Source organism: Pseudomonas caspiana (assembly GCF_040224095.2).
GTDB classification, from domain to species: domain Bacteria; phylum Pseudomonadota; class Gammaproteobacteria; order Pseudomonadales; family Pseudomonadaceae; genus Aquipseudomonas; species Aquipseudomonas caspiana.
Map to the genome: position 1 here is coordinate 2,346,248 of NZ_CP167995.1, position 19,010 is coordinate 2,365,257.

18 protein-coding genes are annotated in these 19,010 nt (G+C 58.4%); 14 read left to right on the forward strand and 4 right to left on the reverse strand.

The window, feature by feature from the left end:
• The first annotated feature begins 273 nt into the window (after nt 1-273).
• From ABRP31_RS10760 to ABRP31_RS10785, 6 genes are read left to right on the forward strand one after another with little or no spacing between them, the layout of a single operon-like run.
• Complete coding sequence (locus ABRP31_RS10760) at nt 274-1,911, forward strand: ABC transporter substrate-binding protein (protein ID WP_349972292.1); 1,638 nt, start codon at nt 274-276, stop codon at nt 1,909-1,911.
• On the forward strand, nt 1,908-2,897 hold the full coding sequence (locus ABRP31_RS10765) for an ABC transporter permease (protein ID WP_349972293.1): 990 nt from the start codon (nt 1,908-1,910) through the stop codon (nt 2,895-2,897). Before ABRP31_RS10760 ends, ABRP31_RS10765 begins: the two co-directional genes overlap by 4 nt.
• A complete protein-coding gene (locus tag ABRP31_RS10770; protein ID WP_349972294.1) occupies nt 2,897-3,745 on the forward strand; it encodes an ABC transporter permease in 849 nt (282 codons plus the stop codon). Before ABRP31_RS10765 ends, ABRP31_RS10770 begins: the two co-directional genes overlap by 1 nt.
• Nucleotides 3,742-5,376 (forward strand): ABC transporter ATP-binding protein, encoded by a 1,635-nt coding sequence (locus ABRP31_RS10775; protein ID WP_349972295.1) that lies wholly within the window; start codon nt 3,742-3,744, stop codon nt 5,374-5,376. Before ABRP31_RS10770 ends, ABRP31_RS10775 begins: the two co-directional genes overlap by 4 nt.
• On the forward strand, nt 5,373-6,593 hold the full coding sequence (locus tag ABRP31_RS10780) for an LLM class flavin-dependent oxidoreductase (protein ID WP_349972296.1): 1,221 nt from the start codon (nt 5,373-5,375) through the stop codon (nt 6,591-6,593). The genes ABRP31_RS10775 and ABRP31_RS10780 overlap by 4 nt, the downstream gene beginning before the upstream one ends.
• A gap of 43 nt (nt 6,594-6,636) precedes the next feature.
• Nucleotides 6,637-7,455 (forward strand): alpha/beta hydrolase, encoded by an 819-nt coding sequence (locus tag ABRP31_RS10785; protein WP_349972297.1) that lies wholly within the window; start codon nt 6,637-6,639, stop codon nt 7,453-7,455.
• On the opposite strand, the gene ABRP31_RS10790 is transcribed toward ABRP31_RS10785, so the two are convergent.
• A complete protein-coding gene (locus ABRP31_RS10790) occupies nt 7,452-8,363 on the reverse strand; it encodes an AraC family transcriptional regulator (protein WP_349972298.1) in 912 nt (303 codons plus the stop codon). The genes ABRP31_RS10785 and ABRP31_RS10790 overlap by 4 nt on opposite strands.
• Before the next feature lie 103 nt (nt 8,364-8,466).
• Between ABRP31_RS10790 and ABRP31_RS10795 the strand changes: the two genes are divergently transcribed.
• The 7 genes from ABRP31_RS10795 (at nt 8,467) to ABRP31_RS10825 (ending at nt 15,270) form a co-directional block, all read left to right on the forward strand.
• Complete coding sequence (locus tag ABRP31_RS10795) at nt 8,467-9,027, forward strand: carboxymuconolactone decarboxylase family protein (protein ID WP_349972299.1); 561 nt, start codon at nt 8,467-8,469, stop codon at nt 9,025-9,027.
• Between the two features lie 22 nt (nt 9,028-9,049).
• On the forward strand, nt 9,050-10,120 hold the full coding sequence (locus tag ABRP31_RS10800) for an acyl-CoA dehydrogenase family protein (RefSeq protein WP_087268011.1): 1,071 nt from the start codon (nt 9,050-9,052) through the stop codon (nt 10,118-10,120).
• The gene (locus ABRP31_RS10805) at nt 10,117-10,962 is read left to right on the forward strand and encodes an ABC transporter ATP-binding protein (protein WP_349972300.1); all 846 of its coding nucleotides are present in this window, start codon (nt 10,117-10,119) and stop codon (nt 10,960-10,962) included. The genes ABRP31_RS10800 and ABRP31_RS10805 overlap by 4 nt, the downstream gene beginning before the upstream one ends.
• Nucleotides 10,928-12,127, forward strand: a complete 1,200-nt coding sequence (locus ABRP31_RS10810) for an ABC transporter substrate-binding protein (RefSeq protein WP_349972301.1) — start codon at nt 10,928-10,930, stop codon at nt 12,125-12,127. Before ABRP31_RS10805 ends, ABRP31_RS10810 begins: the two co-directional genes overlap by 35 nt.
• Nucleotides 12,128-12,156: 29 nt before the next feature.
• Nucleotides 12,157-12,888 (forward strand): ABC transporter permease, encoded by a 732-nt coding sequence (locus ABRP31_RS10815; protein ID WP_349972327.1) that lies wholly within the window; start codon nt 12,157-12,159, stop codon nt 12,886-12,888.
• A gap of 211 nt (nt 12,889-13,099) precedes the next feature.
• Nucleotides 13,100-14,008 (forward strand): glutaminase B, encoded by a 909-nt coding sequence (glsB, locus tag ABRP31_RS10820; RefSeq protein ID WP_349972302.1) that lies wholly within the window; start codon nt 13,100-13,102, stop codon nt 14,006-14,008.
• 116 nt (nt 14,009-14,124) lie between these two features.
• Entirely contained in the window at nt 14,125-15,270 is a 1,146-nt protein-coding gene (locus ABRP31_RS10825) for a DUF1615 domain-containing protein (RefSeq protein WP_372489369.1), read from the forward strand.
• Here the strand turns inward: ABRP31_RS10825 and ABRP31_RS10830 are convergent.
• Both ABRP31_RS10830 and ABRP31_RS10835 read right to left on the reverse strand, forming a co-directional pair.
• Complete coding sequence (locus ABRP31_RS10830) at nt 15,267-15,497, reverse strand: DUF6555 family protein (RefSeq protein WP_349972303.1); 231 nt, start codon at nt 15,495-15,497, stop codon at nt 15,267-15,269. The two genes, ABRP31_RS10825 and ABRP31_RS10830, sit on opposite strands and share 4 nt — an antisense overlap.
• 50 nt (nt 15,498-15,547) lie before the next feature.
• Nucleotides 15,548-15,979 carry a DUF1810 domain-containing protein gene (locus ABRP31_RS10835; RefSeq protein ID WP_349972304.1) on the reverse strand — a complete coding sequence of 144 codons (432 nt, stop codon included), beginning with the start codon at nt 15,977-15,979 and terminating at the stop codon, nt 15,548-15,550.
• Nucleotides 15,980-16,148: 169 nt separating this feature from the next.
• Here ABRP31_RS10835 and ABRP31_RS10840 point away from each other — a divergent pair, with 169 nt between their 5' ends.
• A complete protein-coding gene (locus ABRP31_RS10840) occupies nt 16,149-17,960 on the forward strand; it encodes an ABC transporter ATP-binding protein (protein WP_349972305.1) in 1,812 nt (603 codons plus the stop codon).
• 202 nt (nt 17,961-18,162) lie between these two features.
• On the opposite strand, the gene ABRP31_RS10845 is transcribed toward ABRP31_RS10840, so the two are convergent.
• Nucleotides 18,163-18,996: an ABC transporter substrate-binding protein gene (locus ABRP31_RS10845; RefSeq protein WP_349972306.1), complete on the reverse strand. Its 834-nt coding sequence runs from the start codon at nt 18,994-18,996 to the stop codon at nt 18,163-18,165.
• Between the last annotated feature and the right edge of the window lie 14 nt (nt 18,997-19,010).

The window sequence follows — 19,010 nt, forward strand, 5'->3', positions numbered from 1 at the left end:
AGTAAAGGATGTGTCCCCCAATCCGGCTTCAAAATAGGCAGCGTACCTACGAACGCTTATGCCATTAGCGCTCTTCTGCACATAAATCCAGCCACCAAAGGCTGCTGCTTTTTCCACAACATGCTGGCCAGTGTGTGGATATTTCATCAGTGCAGGGTACTGCAGAATCGGCGAAGCACTATGGCAGTGGATTTGCAGGCCGTGGCACAGCGCTTGCTATCAGGGTAATCGGACGTCGCTGTTGGCGTCGCTCGACATAGCCCAGGAGTTCACATGCCGATACGCCACATCCCTCAAACCTCGCGACCCGTCTCGTCATCACGTGGTGCCTGGCGGCAAGGGGCGTGGACGCTGCTGACCGGGTTGGCTGTCAGCCTGGCGTTGAACATCGGCATAGCGCAGGCCGAGCCGCAAGCGGGCGGCATCCTGAATCTCGTCGCACAACCCGAGCCGCCATCGTTGATGCACGGCGTCGTCACCCATGTATCCACCCAATACGTCAGCGGTAAGGTACTGCAAGGGCTTTTGACCTTCGACACCAGCCTCCAGCCACAACCGGTACTGGCCAGACACTGGACGATCTCCCCGGACGGCCTCACCTACACCTTCGATTTGCAGGAGGGCGTGCGTTGGCACGACGGTCAGCCTTTTACGGTCGACGACGTATTGTTCAGCTTCCAGACCTTCTACCCGGAACTGGACAAACGTCTGGGCGATATTTTTGCCAGTTATGTGGCCAGCATCGAAGCGCCGACACAGTCTCAAGTGGTCTTCCATTTGAAAAAGCCATTCGCACCGTTGCTGTCCCTGTTGGGCAGCGGTCTGCGTCCGGTTGCGCCCAAACACCTTTATGCCGGTACTGACTTTCGTAACAACCCCTACAACCTGAAACCGGTGGGCACCGGCCCGTTCGTGTTCAAGGAGTGGAAGCGCGGCGCATATATCAAACTGACGAAGAACCCTGATTACTGGAAAAAAGGCCTGCCGTATCTCGACGAGGTGATCTTCCATGTGTTGCCCGATGCATCTTCCCGGGCGGCCGCATTTGAGCGCAACGATGTGCAGGTGCTACGCAGTGGCGATGCTGATTACGCTGACTTGCAGCGCTTGAGCGCATTGCCGGACGTGACGGCCAGCGAGAAAGGCTACGAGCTGTATTCGGGCCTGGCATTTTTGCAGATGAACTTGCGCAAGCCGCCACTGGATAACGTCAAGGTTCGCCAGGCGATTCTCTACGCGTTGAACCGTCCTTTTATCGTCGACAACATTTTCTTCGGCGCAGGCAAGGTTGCGCAGGGGCCGTTCGCTTCGAGTACTCCGTTTCATGACCCTTCTCTGGCTCAGTATTCATTCGATCTGGCCAAGGCCAAGGCACTTATCGCCGAATCCGGCGTGGACGTCAGCAAGACTCGCATTCGCTTGCTCAACGGCGAAAAAGGCGGGGCTTGGGAGCGGTTGGCCGAGTACACCAAACAATCCCTGCAACCGCTGGGTTTCAAGGTCGATGTGGTGACGTCCGATGCGGCGACATGGTTCCAGCGGGTCAGTAACTGGGAGTTCGACCTGACCTACAACTTCATCTTTCAGATTGGCGATCCGTACCTGGTGACTTCGTACCTGTACCGCTCCGAGAACATCAACAAGACTTCGCCGTTCTCCAATGTTGGTGGTTACAACAATCCGGTGGCGGATGAGCAGTGGAAGAAAGTCGCCGACCTAACCGAGGGCGCCGAGCGCACCAAGACCTACAGCGAACTGGAGAATGTGCTCAACCACGACCTGCCGTTGGCGCCGATCTTCGAAATGCGTTTCCCGACGCTGTACCACTCGCAGGTGAAAAATCTGTTGCAGACCGCCACCAGTCTCAACGAAAGCTATGACAGCGTTTATCTGGAGCGTCCGGCGCCATGAACTGGCTGCTTTATCTGGGCTGGCGTTTGGGCCGGGCGTTGGTCGTGATCGTCGGGGTGCTGGTGCTGAGCTTCCTGCTGATTCGCATGGCTCCCGGCGATCCTGCGCTGTTGATGGCGGGCGAGGCGGGAATCGACGATGCGCGGTACATCGAACAACTGCGTCACAGCATGGGGCTGGATCAACCACTGGCGCAGCAGTTGTTCAATTACCTCACGCAGGTCGCGCAACTGGATCTGGGCTATTCCTATCGCAACCAGACCAGTGTCTGGTCGCTGATTGCCGAGCGCTTGCCCGCGACATTGTTGCTGATGGGCTCGGCATTCCTGTTCTCGTCGCTGGTCGGGGTTGCATTGGGAATCGTCGCTGCGCGAAGTCGATCACGGCGTGCCTGGCTGGACAAATTGATCACTCACGCCGCATTGGTGTTGTACGCGACGCCGTCGTTCTGGCTGGCATTGCTGCTGATTTTGCTGTTTTCGGTTCTGCTCGAATGGTTGCCTGCATTCGGCATGGCGTCGGTGGGGCAGGAGCTGCATGGCCGGGCGTGGATCAGTGATTATGCTGCGCATCTGCTGTTGCCGTGCCTGTCCTTGAGCTTTCTGTTTCTTGCGTTGTACGTACACCTGACCCGCGCCGCGATGCTGGAGGCCATGGCCCAGGAGTTTGTCAAAACGGCTCGTGCCAAGGGCCTGCATCCACGTCGTATTTTGTATGGGCACGTGCTGCGTAACGCTTTGCTGCCGGTCATTACTTTTGCAGGTCTGCAGTTAGGGCAATTGGCGAGCGGCGCATTATTGATCGAAGTGGTTTATGCCTGGCCGGGGATCGGCAGGCTGCTCTACGACGCGCTCGGTCAGCGTGATTACGCATTGCTACTGGGCGTGTTTCTGGTGATTTCTGTATTGGTGGTGGGCTTCAACTTGGTGACTGACCTGATATGCCGCTGGCTCGATCCGCGCATTGGTAGGGGAGGTTCGCGCTGATGATCCGCTTTCCGGTTTTACAACGCTTTGTGACGCAACCTGGCGCGTTGTTCAGCAGCTTGTTTTTGCTCGCATTGGCAGTGCTTGCGTTGACCGCGCCCTGGCTGGGGATTGAGTCCCCCTGGGCAATGACTGCCAAACCGTTGCTTGCTCCGTTTACCGTTGCCGAGCATTGGCTGGGCAGTGACATGCTGGGCCGGGACATCGCCAGTGGCATGTTATACGGCGCTCGTATGTCCCTGGCTGTTGCCGCACTGGCCAGTCTGGCCACTTTGCTGGTGGGTTTGAGCATCGGGGCGCTGGCAGGTTACGTCGGTGGCTGGCTGGACGAGCTCTTGATGCGCATCGCTGAGTTTTTTCAGATCGTCCCCCAGTTGGTGTTGGCAGTGATTCTTGTGTCTGTACTGGAGCCGTCGCTGTGGTCGGTGGTGCTCGGTATCGCACTGGTGGCCTGGCCTCCAGTGGCACGGCTGATTCGTAGCGAAGTGCTCAGCTTGCGTCAGCGGGAGTTCGTGCTGGCGGCGCAAGTGCTCGGTCAGCGCCCGCTGGCGATCATCCTCACGCAGATCCTGCCCAATGCACTTTCGCCGTTGCTGGTGACCATGACTTTTGTCATGGCCACCGCGATTCTGACCGAAGCGGCCCTGGCATTCCTCGGATTGGGCGACCCGGAAGCCATGAGCTGGGGATACATGATCAACGCATCGCGCAATATGCTGCGGCAGGCGTGGTGGATGAGTCTGTTGCCTGGACTGGCGATCATGTTTTGCGTATTGGCCGTCAATCGTATCGGCGAAGGCTTGCGGATCGCGTTCGAGCCGCCAAGGCGTAACGAGGTGAACTCATGAGCCAGCCGTTGCTGAGTATTTCCGGCTTGCGTATTCCGTTGCCTGCTGATGCTGACCGCAGCCATGCGCTCTATGACCTGTCCCTGCAGATTGAGCCGGGCGAATGCCTTTGTGTGGTGGGTGAGTCTGGCTCCGGCAAGTCAATGCTCGCCAACGCGATCCTCCGTCTGCTGCCTGAGCAACTGAATCCTGAGGCGGGTAGTCTGTTGTTTCAGGGGCGCGAGCTAGCGGAGCTGAACGAGGAGGCCATGCGTGAGTTACGTGGGCGCGGCATCAGCATGGTGTTTCAGGAACCGATGAGCGCGCTCAATCCACTGCTCAGCATTGGTCGGCAGATTGATGAAACCCTTGCCGCTCATGGCGTGCAATCGCGCAGAACGCGCCGCAGCAGGGTGGTTGAGCTGCTTGGCTATGTCGGGTTGCCTGACCCGCAGGCATTGCAGCATGCCTACCCGTTCCAGCTGTCCGGGGGGCAGCGCCAGAGAGTTGTGATTGCCATGGCGCTGGCGTTTGATCCGCTGCTATTGATTGCCGATGAGCCGACCTCGGCGCTGGACGTCACGACTCAAGCTCAGGTCCTTGAGTTGCTCAGGCGTATTCAGCGTGAGAAGGGCATGGCCGTGTTGTTCATTACCCATGACTTTGCGGTGGTTGAGGCTATCGCTGATCGGGTGCTGGTGCTGGAAAAAGGCCATTCGATTGAGCAGGGTGATGTCACTCAGGTATTGCAGGCACCTCGGCAGACTTACACCCGTCGACTCATTGAAGCGGTGTCGGCCAAGGCTGCTCATGCGCGCAGCTATGACGCCGCTGCCGACGTCGTCTTGAGCGCAGCGGGTGTCAGTAAGTCATTCAGCCGTTCTAAGGGTTGGTTTCGGCGTCAGCAGAATCAGGCGTTGCTCGACGTCAACTTGCAATTGCGCGAAGGTGAAACCCTGGGGATCGTGGGTGAGTCCGGTTCTGGAAAGTCGACGCTGGGGCGTAATCTGATTCGCCTGCTTAGTCCTGATTCAGGTGATATTCAATGGTACGGGCAAACCGTTACCAGATTGTCCACCGCTCGACTGCGTCCATTACGCAGCGATATTCAGATGATTTTTCAGGATCCGTTCGCATCCCTGAACCCACGTCAGCGAGTCGGGGACATCATCATGACCGGGCCGCTGGCTCATGGTGTCGGCACCGAGCAAGCCAGGCTGATCGCGTTGCAGATGCTTGAACTGGTGGGCTTGCCTGACAGTGCATTCGAGCGCTACCCGCAAGCGTTTTCCGGCGGTCAGCGCCAGCGCATCGGCATCGCTCGGGCGCTGGCAGTGCAACCAAAAATCCTGATTGCCGATGAGTGCGTTTCCGCCCTCGATGCACTGATTCAAGTGCAGATTCTCGAACTGCTCGAAGACCTGCAGCGACGCCTTAAGCTGAGCCTGATTTTCATCACTCACGACCTGCGCGTCGCCGCACGAATTTGCGACCGCATTGCCGTGATGCATCGGGGCAAGGTCGTCGAGACCGGGTCAGTGGCAGCGGTATTCACTTCACCTGTTCATCCTTACACGCAGGCCTTGCTCAAGGCGTTGCCCGGGGCGGCGCTTACGCCCGAGGACGTTGAACCCGACAGAGTTTGTTCATGACCCACACTTCAAGGCAGATGAGCCTGAATGCATTTCTCATGGCCACCGGTCATCACATTGCGGCCTGGCGCTTGCCCCAGGCTCAGGCTGATGGCGGCCTGAGCCTGGAACACTACCAACACCTGGCCCAGACGGCCGAGCGCGGTTGTTTCGATGCCGTGTTTTTGTCGGACACATTGGCAATGCTGCCCGGTGAGCTACCTGCCTTGAGCCGTATGGCCCGCACCGAGCACTTCGAACCGCTGACATTGTTGGGCGCATTGGCAGCTGTGACTCGCAACATCGGCCTGATTGCCACGGTGACTTCGTCCTACAACAGTGTGCAGACCGTGGCGCACAGTTTTGCTTCCCTGCATCGCCTGAGTGGCGGGCGAACAGGCTGGAATCTGGTGACGTCGAGTAATGTTCAGGAAGCCCCCAATTTTGGTCGCGACCAGCATTTTGAACATGCTCAGCGCTATCAGAAGGCGGCCGGCTTTCTGGAGTCGGTTCGCGCCGTCTGGCGACAGCAAGGCGTCGCCCCGGTGCAGGTGTTGGCCGGGGCCTCCGACGTGGGCCGTGAGTTTGCCGCCGCGCATGCTGAAGTACTGTTCACCGCCCAACCGGACCTGTCTTGCGCGCAAGCGCTATATGCCGATATCAAACGTCGGATGGCCAGACTTGGCCGCGACCCGGACAGCCTGAAAGTGATGCCGGGCATCCTGCCGGTGATTGGTAGCAGCCAGGCCCACGCAGAGGATTTGTATCAGCAGTTGCAGGCACTGGTGGAGCCTGAGGTCGGATTGTCACTGCTGTCTGATATCGCTGGTGGTGCTGACCTGTCCAGCGTGCCCCTGGATGGACCATTGCCAGACTTGCCGCCAACCAACTCGGGCGTCAGCCGTCAGCACCTGTTGCGTGAAGTCGCACAGAAAGAAGGCCTGAGCATTCGTCAGTTGTATTTGCGGATGGCCGCTGCCCGCGGGCATCGCGTGGTGGTCGGCACTGCGGCATCGGTTGCCGACGAACTGGAAGAGTGGTTCACAGGGCGCGCGGCGGACGGGTTCAACGTCATGCCGGCGTTTTTACCGGGCGGCCTTGAGGATTTTGTCGATGGAGTTATTCCTGAGTTGCAGCGCAGGGAGTTGTTTCGTCGTGAGTACGCCGGTCATACCTTGCGCGAGCATCTGCAGTTGAAAGCAAGCGACCTGTTCAATGGAGAGAAAGTGTATGCATGAGGCCGGGAACAGCATTGCCCGAAATACAGTAGCAGGGGAGCGCGTGGAAATTCGGCCGGGGCGCTTCATTGATATAGCGCGCCACACCGGTACGCGGAACGAAAACCGGGTGGTGTTTTTCTGCCACGGCAGCGGCGGTAACAAGGACCAATGGCGTAACCAGTGGCGAGCATTGGCCGCGCAAGGCTACAACTTGTTGGCCTGGGACATGCTGGGCCATGGCGCCAGCGCCAAGCCAGAGCAGTCGGCGGCCTACGCCTGGGAGGAACTGGTCGAGGATTATCTCGAGGTGTTGCGTCGTTATAAGGGCGAACGCAATGTTCTGGTCGGCCATTCGTTCGGCACCGGTTTGACCCTCAGTGCCTTGGCCCGGCTGGAGCGCCAGGACAGCGCGTCCACTGTCGAGAGTGTTTTGTTGCTGGGCTCTATGCTGCTTCGCCCTGAAGCCAAAAACCCGGTGCTGTCCTTGCCTGCGTGGCTATTGGAGATACTACGCCCTTGGCTTTCCAAAGGATTCAGGACGCGAGCCTGGCATGCCCAGGCCGATCAGGCGTTGGTGGCCTATGAAGAAAAACTCACCGAGAGCAATCCGCTTTACGTGTTCAAGGCGCTAATGAGTCAAGCACGCTGGCCGGAGCTGGTCGAGCTGGACAGTATCAAGGTGGCCGTCCACGTCATGGCGGGTGACAGCGATGGCTTGACCCCGGCTGCAGGCGGTGAAGCGCTCTTCCAGCGTCTGCCGAATGCCAGTTTCGAATTGCTCAATCAATGCGGTCATCAGTTGATGCTGGAAAAGCCACGGCACGTACTCAACGCGTTAACGCGGCTATTGGACGGCCAGGCACCGGTACCCAATAGTTAACGGACTTCGTGCTGCTTGCGATAGGCACCGGGTTGGACGCCGATAGTCTTGTTGAACGCTCGAGTAAATGCGGCGGTGGATTGATAACCCACTGCCGTCGCAACGTGCTCTACGGTTTTATTGGCCTGTAGATAACGGCACGCATGGCGCATGCGCAGCATCAGTAGAACCTGCCCCGGCGACTGGCCTGCCAATTCATTGAAACGCTTGAAAAACGCCGAGCGAGACAAACCGGTGCAGGCCGCCATGCTTTCCAGGCCCCAAGGCTGTTCCGGGTGCTCGATCATCTTTGCCAGCAGCCCGGCAAACAACGGGTTTTTTGCCAGCGCCACCAGGCCGCGCAAGGCCTCATTGTCAGCCACGTGCTGACGCAGGACATATAAAAACAGCAGATGACTGAGCCGCTCAAGAATGGAAGAGGAGGGCGCTGGCTGGCGGTCGCACTCCAGCAGAATCAATTGGAACAGGCTGCGTGCCGCATCGGATGATGGCTCGTCTGCACGCAGGATCAACCAGTCGGGCAGCGCTTCGATCAGCAGCGTTGACAAGCCGGGCTGGAAATGGAAAAAGCCGCAGACCAGACCGACCCCTTCGGTGGCCTGACTGTCCAGTGCCTGCATCTCGATCCGTGGCTGGCTACGCGCAAGTTCAGGCTGCGCTTCACTCGACAGTCGATAGTCAAGGTCTCGTAGCAGGAACACTGCATCGCCACTGTTGAGCCGTTGTGCCTGTTCTTCGCCATCAATGTGCAACCAGCAATGTCCTTGCACCACCAGATGAAAGCTGGCTCGCGCCATACCGTGAGTGCTGGCGTGCCAGCCACCGCAATAGCGACCCACGTGGAAGAGGCTGGCGTCCAACTCCAGGCTTTCTAATAACCAATCGATAAGGGGGCTTGAAGAAATCATCTAAGGGAAACACTCAGGAGCAAGTAATTGCGACTTTAGAATATGGATCGGAATTCTTATAACCAACAGACTTGGACCCATCTTGTATCAAGGAGTCCACTCCATGTCTCGTGTCACTGTTCACTCCATACAAAGCGCCCCTGAGGCAGCCAAGGGCTTTCTGGAAAAAGCTCAGGCGACCTCCGGGTTCATCCCCAATCTTCTCGGGGTGCTGGCTAACGCGCCAGCGGCGCTGGAAACCTATCTCACCGTATCGGCACTCAACGGCAAGGCTGAGCTAAGTCTGGCTGAAAGGGAAGTCGTGCAGTTGATTGCGGCGACCACCCATGAATGCAGTTTTTGCGTCGCCGGGCATACGTCCGTGGCGCTCAACAAGGCTCGACTGCCACAGCCCGTGGTCGATGCGCTACGCGAGGGCCAGGCGCTGCCCGAGGAAAAACTCGAAGTATTAGCCGCGTTTACCCGTGCCGTGATCGCGACCCGGGGCAATGTCAGCGATACGGACTATGCGACGTTTCTGAAAGCAGGTTACGCGGAGGGCCACGCATTGGAGGTGATCCTCGGCGTGAGCCTGGCGACCTTGTGCAACTTCGCCAATGTCTTTGCCAGGACGCCGCTCAATCCTGAACTGGCGCCTTACCAATGGCAGGGACCAGGCCATTAATACACCGCACGGGAGAACCATCATGCTCAACTCCGAATCAAGCCAATGGCTGGATGCTCATGCTAATGCGCTTGACCTTGGCAGTCACGATCCTGAGCAGGTACTGGCGCAACTGGTTGCTGCGCAGGTGCTAGGCGTTGGCATCCCGAGCGAACAGGGCGGCAGCGGCGGTGATGTTGCGGATGCCGTCGAAGCGGTTGCACACGTGGCGGGCCACTCACTGGCCGCCGCGTTCGTGTTATGGGGCCAGCGGGCATTTATCGAATATTTGCTGTACAGCCCTAACACGGCATTGCGTCAGCGGTTGCTGCCGGATTTGCTCAGTGGTCAGTTGGCGGGTGCGACAGGGTTATCCAACGCGATGAAGTTCCTCTCGGGCATTGAGTCATTACAGATCAGTGCTCAGCCACACGCTGATGGCTGGTCGCTAAATGGCCGGCTGCACTGGGTGACGAACCTGCGCAAAAGTGGTTTTGTGGTCGCCGCGGCCATTGAGCACGAGCAGGGCGGCAAGCCGTTTATTCTCGCAATCCCACAGGTTGCCGAGGGCTTGCAGCGCACTGATGACCTGCAGTTGATGGGCCTGCAATCGAGCAACACCGCCGCACTGCAACTCAAGGACGTGCAACTGAACGCCGACTGGTTGCTGCACGAAGATGCCCGGCAGTTTCTGCCAGCAGTACGTCCGGCGTTTCTCGGGTTGCAATGCGGCATGTCGATCGGGCTAGCACGGCGCGCCTTCAAGGAGGTCGACAATCATTTACAGGGTTCGCGTTCAGTCCTGCGTGGTGAGCTGGAGGAGCACACGCTCCATTTACAAAACACCGTGGATGAACTCAAGCGTGGGCTGCTGGAGGGCCGCTTCCTGACTCAACCGGCGGCACTGTTTCGTCTGCGTATTGCCTTGGCCGAGTCGGCCGCGAGCGCGGTACAGCTGGAGCTCCAGGCCAGTGGCGGCAAAGCCTTTCTATGTGAATACGGCAGCCATTTCGCGCGGCGCTGGCGCGAGTCAGCGTTCCTGCCAATCGTCACGCCGAGTCTGGTGCAGCTACGTGCCGAGCTTCGTCGCCACGCCGCGGAAGACGCAGCATGAGTCGGCTGTTGCTGGAGGCGTCGGGTATCGGCCTTGGCTATGCCCGTGATGACGGCTGGCAAAGCGTGCTGGAAAATTTTGACCTGAAATTGGCCAAGGGCGAGGTCGTATCCATTCTCGGCCCCAGCGGCGTCGGCAAGTCGAGTCTGCTGCGCGTGTTGGCAGGCCTGCAGACGGCCCGAGAAGGCAGTGTCAGCTTGCTGGGTGAACCTTTGAATGGCCCACATCCCAGGGTGGCCGTTGCCTTTCAGGATCCGAGTCTGCTGCCTTGGCTGACGCTGGAAAAGAACGTGGCGTTCGGACTCGATTTTGCTCGCCAACCGCACCTGACTGACGTCGAGCGCGAGGCCCGTATCACTCAGGCGATCACAGAGGTGGGGCTGGACCATGCACGCCACTATCACCCGGCGCAACTGTCGGGTGGTATGGCCCAACGTACGGCTCTGGCCCGTTGCCTGGCGCGCCAGCCACAGGTGTTGCTGCTGGATGAGCCGTTCGGTGCGCTGGATGAAGTGACCCGTACGGACATGCAACAACTGTTGCTAAAAGTAATTGCGCGGCATGACACCGCAGCGTTGCTGATTACCCACGACATTGATGAAGCCTTGCTGCTCTCCGATCGAATCCTGCTACTGGGCAACACCCCGGCGCGGACGTTAGGCGAGTGGCGCATTGATCTGCCTCAGCCCCGGGCCGAGCTGGTCGAAGAACTGGGCACACTGCGTATCGATATACTCAAAACCCTTCGGCGGGCGAGCCGCAATTCAAACAACAACCTTAAATCGCTCGACTCACCGGAGAATGGCCATGTGCCTGGACGACTTCAATCATACCCGTCGTGACTTCCTGAAACTCAGCGCCATGCTGACCGCGGCGGGCGCATTACCCTTGCTCAACAGCCTGCAGGCAAGGGCTGCAGCTGAACCTGATGCTCCGGTGCGAATCGGTTACCTGCCCATCACCGACGCGACGCCATTACTGGTGGCTCACAACAACGGTTTGTTCGAGGCGCAGGGCATCGAGGCAGAACGACCGGTATTGCTGCGAAGCTGGGCGCAGGTCATCGAGGCGTTTATCTCCGGGCAGGTCAACGTCATTCATTTGCTGTCACCCATGACTGTCTGGGCGCGTTACGCCAGCAAGGTGCCAGCCAAGGTGGTCGCTTGGAACCACGTCGGCGGCTCGGGCCTGACCGTTGCGCCCCACATCCACGACGTCAAACAACTGGGCGGCCAGACGGTGGCGATCCCGTTCTGGTACTCGGTACACAACGTTGTACTGCAAGGGCTGTTGCGTGATAACGGCCTGGTGCCGGTCAGCAAGTCAGGTGGTGCGGCACTGGGGGCCAATGAGGTCAACCTGATTGTGCTGCCTCCTTCAGACATGCCTCCGGCACTGGCCAGTAAGCGGATTGCGGGCTACATCGTCGCTGAACCTTTCAACGCCCTGGCCGAAGACCTCAAGGTCGGACGTATTCAGCGCTTCACAGGTGACCTGTGGCGCAACCATGCCTGCTGTGTGGTGTTCATGCACGAGCATGATTTGAACAACCGTCCCGAGTGGTCCCAGAAGGTGGTCAACGCCATCGTGCAGGCTCAGGTCTGGACTCGCGACAATCGCGCCGAGGCGGCAAAGCTGCTTTCCAAAGATGGTCAGAATCGCTACACACCGCATGCCCAATCGGTGCTTGATCGGGTCTTGGCGCCTCAAGCCACTGAGCGTCAAGGCTACCTGGCCAGCGGCGCCATCCAGCATTCCAAGTGGGACGAGCATCGGATCGACTTTCAGCCGTACCCGTTTCCTAGTTACACCGAAGCACTGGTGCGCCGTCTGAAAGACACGTTGATCGAGGGCGACAAAGGCTTCCTTACCGACCTGGATCCGGCGTATGCCGCCCGCGACCTGGTGGATGATCGCTTTGTGCGCAACAGTATTGCGGCTGTGGGCGGCCTGAAGACCTTCGGGCTCGGGGACAGCTTTGAGCGCACTGAGGAGTTCGGCATTTGACGACGACCCGAAATTCCGCAGCCGGGCACATTGTGCTCGGCATTGTCGGGCTGCTTTGTCTGTTGCTCTTTTGGTGGGCAGGCATCCAGTTGTTTGGCGAAACGGACGGCTTGTCAGGGCGTTTTTCTCCTCAAGCGACTTTTGTCAGCCTGTGGGAGTTGCTGGGGCGGTCTGAGCTCTACGAGCACGTGCTGATCAGCCTGAAACGGATTGTCGTCGGCCTGTCGCTGGCGCTGCTGATCGGCGTTCCCCTGGGGTTATTGATTGGCAGCTCGCGCAATCTTGAGGCCGCGACCACGCCAGCCTTTCAACTGTTGCGCATGATCTCGCCTTTGTCGTGGATGCCAGTGGTGGTGATGCTCATGGGCGTCGGTGATCAGCCGATCTATTTTCTGCTGACTTTCGCTGCCGTCTGGCCGATCTTGCTCAATACCGTGGCCGGGGTCAGGCAGCTTGATCCGCGTTGGCTCCAGTTGAGCCGCAGCCTGAGTGCAACGCGCTGGGAGACCCTGAGCAAGGTCGTCGTGCCAGGCATTGTCGGTCATGTGCTGACTGGTACACGTCTGTCGATCGGCATTCTCTGGGTCGTGCTGGTGCCGTGCGAAATGCTTGGGGTCAGCGCCGGGTTGGGCTACTTCATACTCGATACCCGTGATCGGCTGGCGTATTCGGAATTGATGGCGATGGTGCTGGTGATTGGTTTTCTGGGGTATTTACTTGACGCGTTAGCCAGAAATCTACATCGACGCTGGGCTCATTGACGGAATACTGGCGTGCGAGGCTGCTTTTCTGCACGCTGGTTAGAACGTTTATTGCAGCCTTCGGCAGCTACAGGTCCAATGTATGCTTCGCGCAGTATGTCGAGGACACAATGCGTGTTCTTACAGAAATATCAGCCAGCCTCAGACACCGTGTGATGCGCCTCGCCCATTGATCGTCTAGCATGCGGTCCCGAAAACAATGAGCACATCCATGCAGAAGTTGCTGAACGAGATACTCGACGAAGTACGTCCGTTGATTGGAATGGGCAAAGTTGCCAACTACATTCCGGCGCTGGGCGAGGTCCCTGCGAATCAATTGGGCATTGCCGTATATGGCAACGACGGTGAGCTGTATTGCGCGGGCGATGCCGAGACGCGTTTCTCTATCCAGAGTATCTCCAAGGTCTTCAGTCTGGTGCAGGCCATCGGGCATTCCGGGGAGGATATCTGGCAGCGTCTGGGTCATGAACCGTCAGGTCAACCGTTCAACTCGCTGGTGCAACTGGAGTTCGAGCGCGGCAAACCGCGTAACCCGTTCATCAATGCCGGGGCCCTGGTGATCTGTGATATCAACCAGTCGCGCTTCGCCGCGCCGGCATTGTCGATGCGCGACTTTGTGCGTCGATTGTGTGGCAATCCGGAGATTATTTCCGACTCGAAAGTAGCGGATTCGGAATACCAGCACCGTTCACGCAATGCAGCCGCTGCCTATCTGATGAAGTCGTTCGACAATTTCCATGGCGAGGTTGAGGCGGTCCTGCGCAGCTATTTCCATCACTGCGCCTTGAGCATGAGCTGCGTCGACCTGGCCCGTGCCTTTGGCTTTCTTGCCAATCAGGGCTATTGCGTACACAGCGGCGAGCAAATCCTCAGCGCACGGCAGACCAAGCAACTCAACTCGATCATGGCCACGAGTGGCCTGTACGACGAAGCGGGCAATTTCGCCTATCGAGTCGGCTTGCCCGGCAAGAGTGGGGTCGGCGGCGGTATCGTCGCTGTGGTGCCGGGGCGTTTCACGGTGTGCGTATGGTCGCCTGAGCTCAATGCCGCAGGCAATTCGCTGGCGGGCATGGCTGCTCTGGAAAAACTCAGTTCGCGGATTGAATGGTCGGTGTTCTGACCGCGGATTGACCGCCATTCAGGAAAACTCCGAGCATTCACGCTTCTGCGCGGGTCTATTGAATTCGAATCAGCTGCCATGCGGTTGATTCAAATTTCACTAGAGCCAGGGGAAGCATGCTTTTGAATCGATCAATGCTGCCGGTTTTCGGGTTTTCGCTCCGTGTTCCAGACGTACTCAAGCCACTGCTGATTGTGTTTGGCGGTCTGCTGCTTGCTGCCTGCGGCACACAACGCAGCCAGCAGGCACCTGAGCTGACGCCGGGCCAGGTACGCGCGCAGATCGTGCGGCTGATGCCCGCCAAAACGCCTGATCGGGAGGGCTGGGCCGCTGATATTCAGACTGCTTTTGCAGCGCAGGAACTGGAGCCCAGCACCGAAAACCTGTGTTCCGTATTGGCAGTGACCGAGCAGGAATCCACTTATCAAGTCGACCCGGCTGTCCCGGGAATGGCCAGAATTGCTCGCGGCGAAATAGATCGTCGTGCCGCCCGGCTGCACATCCCTCAGGTGCTCATCAACCGCGCTTTGAAGATCCGCTCGCCCAACGGTAAAACCTATGCAGCGCGACTTGACGCGGCGCGTACGGAGAAGGACCTCAGTGCGATCTTTGATGACTTCATTGGCATGGTACCCATGGGCCAGACTCTGTTCGGCAGTCTCAATCCGGTGCACACCGGCGGACCGATGCAAGTCAGCATCGCCTTCGCCGAGAAACAGGCCAAGGGTTATCCGTATCCGATAGACGGGACCATTCGCCGGGAAGTGTTCAGTCGACGTGGCGGCATGTATTTCGGGATCGCGCATTTGCTCGGTTACCCCGCAGATTATCCGCAGTCGCTTTACCGTTTCGCGGATTTCAATGCCGGCTGGTACGCCAGTCGCAATGCTGCCTTTCAAAGTGCGGTCAGCCGTGCCACGGGCATCAAGCTGGCGCTGGACGGTGACCTGATCCGCTATGACTCGACGTCGCCGGGCGCGACCGAGTTGGCGATTCGCACATTGGGCAAGCGTCTGGACATGAGCAACTCGGCGATTTTCAGCCAGCTCAAACAGGGTGACACGCTGGATTTCCAGGAGACCGAAGTTTACGAGCGGGTCTTCGAGCTGGCTGAGCAGGCCGCAGGCAAACCCCTGCCTCGGGCTATCTTGCCGGGGATTACCCTGCAAAGCCCCAAGATCACTCGGGACTTGACTACCGCGTGGTTCGCCGAGCGGGTTGATGATCGACGTGAGCGTTGCGTGCAGCGGGCCGGGCGCTAGGTTTGTTCTTGCCAACTGACGTCGGTTAATCCCGAGCGTTCGGCGTGATGCTTGAGCACGACGATTTCCTCGGGAGGCGGTGTCAGATCATGCATTACGCCAATGCCTGCGTGCAGGCAAGCGTAGTACCAGGCATCGCTGTCGGTCATTTGTGAGTCAGTTTGTACGAACAGTTTCATTTGCCCGTGGATTCGGTAGCGGATCTCGAAATGTCGGCGGATTGCCATAGGTCGCTCCAAGTGTGGTAGCGCTATGACACTAGTGGCGTTCTGATAGTTCAGTTGCCTTGGCTTAGCTTTTCCAGCGTCGATGGATCATGGCGGCCATCAAAGAATGTATCGAGTACGCCCTGAAATAATTTGCGCTCAGGCGCGGCGGTGGCAAACAGGGTCATGCTGGAGTGCAGTTTCATGTCGTCCGGTGAACCGAATATCTGTCGTGCCGTCCACTGCAATTGCGGCTCGATTATTTTCGAGCATTGCTCAAGCCGTGGCCCAAGAAGCGGATGCGCAAGATAAGCCAAGGCTTCGTCCAGGCAGGTAATCGCATAGCGGCGGGCCATTTCGCTATGGCCCAGACCGCTGATCTGCGGAAACACGAACCACATCCAGTGGCTGTGTTTGCGACCGGCACGCAGTTCACTGAGTACCTGATTGAATACCGGCGCCTGGGCGTCGACGAAACGCTGCAAATCGTAGGTGTCTTCCATGTCACAGGTCCTCAGGGCTTATGATGTGAGCTTAGCCGGTTGCACAGTTAACATCTTTTGTAGGGACTGCCGCAGGCTGCGATGAGCAGTGTGTCAGCATGAATGCCTTCGCAGCCTTCGGCAGCTTCTACGGTTTTACGATCCTGCATCTTCAAGAGTCCCCCCGCGCATGCCCGTTGTCAGTCGCTTCACCGCTTTTCTCGATCAGGCACGCCGTGCCATGGGGTTGGTCTGGACCACGTCCCGAGGTTTGTCGATCGGCTTGATTATCGCCACGTTGATGGCGGGCGTGCTGCCAGCCCTGGCCGCGTGGCTCGGCCAGCGTATCGTCGATGCGGTGGTTGCCGCCATGCAATTGCACGCCTCAGCGGGTGAGGCGCCATTGTGGCCGGTGTTGCGTTACGTGTTGCTGGAGGCCGGTGTCCTGGCGCTGCTGGCCGGGACTCAACGGGCGTTGTCCGTTCAGCAATCGCTGCTGCGCGTACAGCTGGGGCAGAAGGTCAATACGCTGATTCTGGAGAAAGCCCAGACCCTGTCGCTGATCCAGTTCGAAGACTCCGAGTTCTACGACAAGCTGGTGCGGGTCCGTCGCGAGGCGTCGACCCGGCCTTTGGCGCTGGTGACTAAATCCCTCGGGCTGGTCCAGAATCTGATTTCCCTGATCAGCTTCGGCATTTTGCTGGTGCATTTTTCGCCGTGGGCGTTGTTGATTCTGGTGATCGGTGCGTTGCCGGTGTTCTTCGCCGAGGCGCATTTTTCCGGCGATGCATTCCGGCTGTTCACCCGCCGAGCCCCGGAAAGCCGTCAGCAGAATTACATCGAAACGCTCTTATCCCATGAAACCTACATCAAGGAGGTCAAGCTGTTTGGCTTCGGCCCGTTGCTGATGCAGCGTTATCGCGACACTTTCCAGCGGCTTTATGCCGAAGACCGGCGGCTGACTTTACGTCGCGATGGCTGGGGTTTCCTGCTCGGTCTGCTGGGCACCAGTGCGTTCTATCTGGCCTATGCGTGGATTGTGATCGACGCTGTGCACGGGCGGATCACACTGGGGCAGATGACCATGTACCTGGTGCTGTTCAAGCAGGGGCAAAGTGCGGTCAGCAGTAGCCTGAGTGCAATCAGCGGGCTGTACGAAGATGGTTTGTACCTGGCCGATCTGTACGATTACCTCGGGCAGCCTGTGCCAGTAGCGACCGGTCATCTGACCGAAGGCGTATTGCCCGGCGACGGCCTGCGTTTTGAAAACGTGAGCTTCAGTTATCCCGGCTCCAGCCATGTGACTCTGGAGAACATCGACCTGCATTTGGCTCCAGGTCGCAGCGTGGCGTTGGTCGGTGAAAATGGCTCCGGCAAAACCACCTTGATCAAGCTGCTGACCCGTTTGTATCGGCCCAATCAGGGACGCATTGTGCTTGATGGCAGTGACCTCAATGACTGGGACGAAGATGCATTGCGACGGCGCATCGGGGTGATTTTTCAGGATTACATTCGCTATCAGTTCGTGGTTGGTGAAAACCTGGGTGTGGGTGACATCGATGCGTTTGGCGAAGAAAACCGTTGGCGCGAGGCAGCCGGTCAGGGCATGGCCGCGGAGTTCATCGAGCGGCTGGACAAGGGTTATGCCACGCAACTGGGCAGGTGGTTTGCCGGTGGTCAGGAGTTGTCAGGCGGGCAGTGGCAGAAGATCGCCTTGTCGCGGGCTTACATGCGCCGTAACGCCGACATTCTGATTCTGGACGAGCCGACAGCGGCACTGGATGCGGGGGCGGAGGCTGCGGTATTTGATCACTTCCGCGAGTACGCCAAAGGGCGGATGACGCTGCTGATTTCCCACCGGTTCTCCAGCGTGCGCAACGCCGACCATATCGTGGTGCTGGATAAGGGGAAGGTGCTGGAGCGGGGCGATCATGCCAGCCTGGTGACAGCGGGCGGCCGCTATGCCGAGTTGTTTGATTTGCAGGCGCGAGGGTATCGGTAAGTGATCGGCTCATCAGGTTGATTGCATCTCGCAGAGTTGCGCAAAAAACCTGTGGGAGCGGTGCTTGCCCGCGATAAGGACGACATAGATAACAGGTCAATCGCATATAGCCTTATCGCGAGCAAGCTCTGCTCCCACAAAGGTCTGAGCCAGCAGGCAGAAAAAAGAGTCTGCCACACACTTGGCGCAGGGCATTAACTCATCAAGGCAACGGATCAAACTTCAGTGAGCTCAAGCTCTGCACTTTGTCTTCACGAACCATTTTGTACTCGGTGTTGGGACCGATCCAGCGTTCCCAGATGGCGTCGATTTCGCCAGCGTCATCCATGGCTTTCAGCGATTCGTTGACCTTGGCGAGGAAGGCCGGCTCGTCTTTGCGCATACCGGCACCAATTGGCTCAAGAGCCATCGGTTCTTTGGCGATGGCCAGCTCAACACCGGAAGCCTTGGCCTGATTGACCAGTTTGATCGCGGTCATGGTGTTGGTCACCAGGCCCAATACCTTGTTCTGTTGCAACGCCATGTACGCTGAACCGGTGTCCTGGAAGGTCACGGGTATGGCTTCAGCAATACGAATCGACTGCTCGGAGGTCGAGCCCTTGGTAGAGCTGATGCGCTTGCCCTTGAAGAACGCCTTGTCCTTGTCGGCATTGACCGCGTGAACCACCAGGGTTTCCTTGGCGATGTAGTACGGGTCGCTGAACTGGATCTGGTCGGCGCGGGTCTTGGTGTACGCCAGGTTGGCGAACAGTACGTCGACGCGGCCCATTTTCACTTCCGGAATCCGTGCTTCAACCGACATCGGTTTGAGCTCCAGCTTGACGCCAAGCTTCTTCGCCAGCGCAGTACACAGGTCCACATCCATGCCCACCAGCTCACGGGTTTTCGGATCCGGTGCGGAAAATGGCGGAACATCGGCGTACACGCCGCAGCTCAATGACTGCTTGGCCATGATGTCGCTCAGTTGATCGGCATGGGCGAGGGTAACTGCCAATGGACTCAATGCTACGGCGGCGAACAAGTGCTTGATACGCATGGGTAACTCCAGAA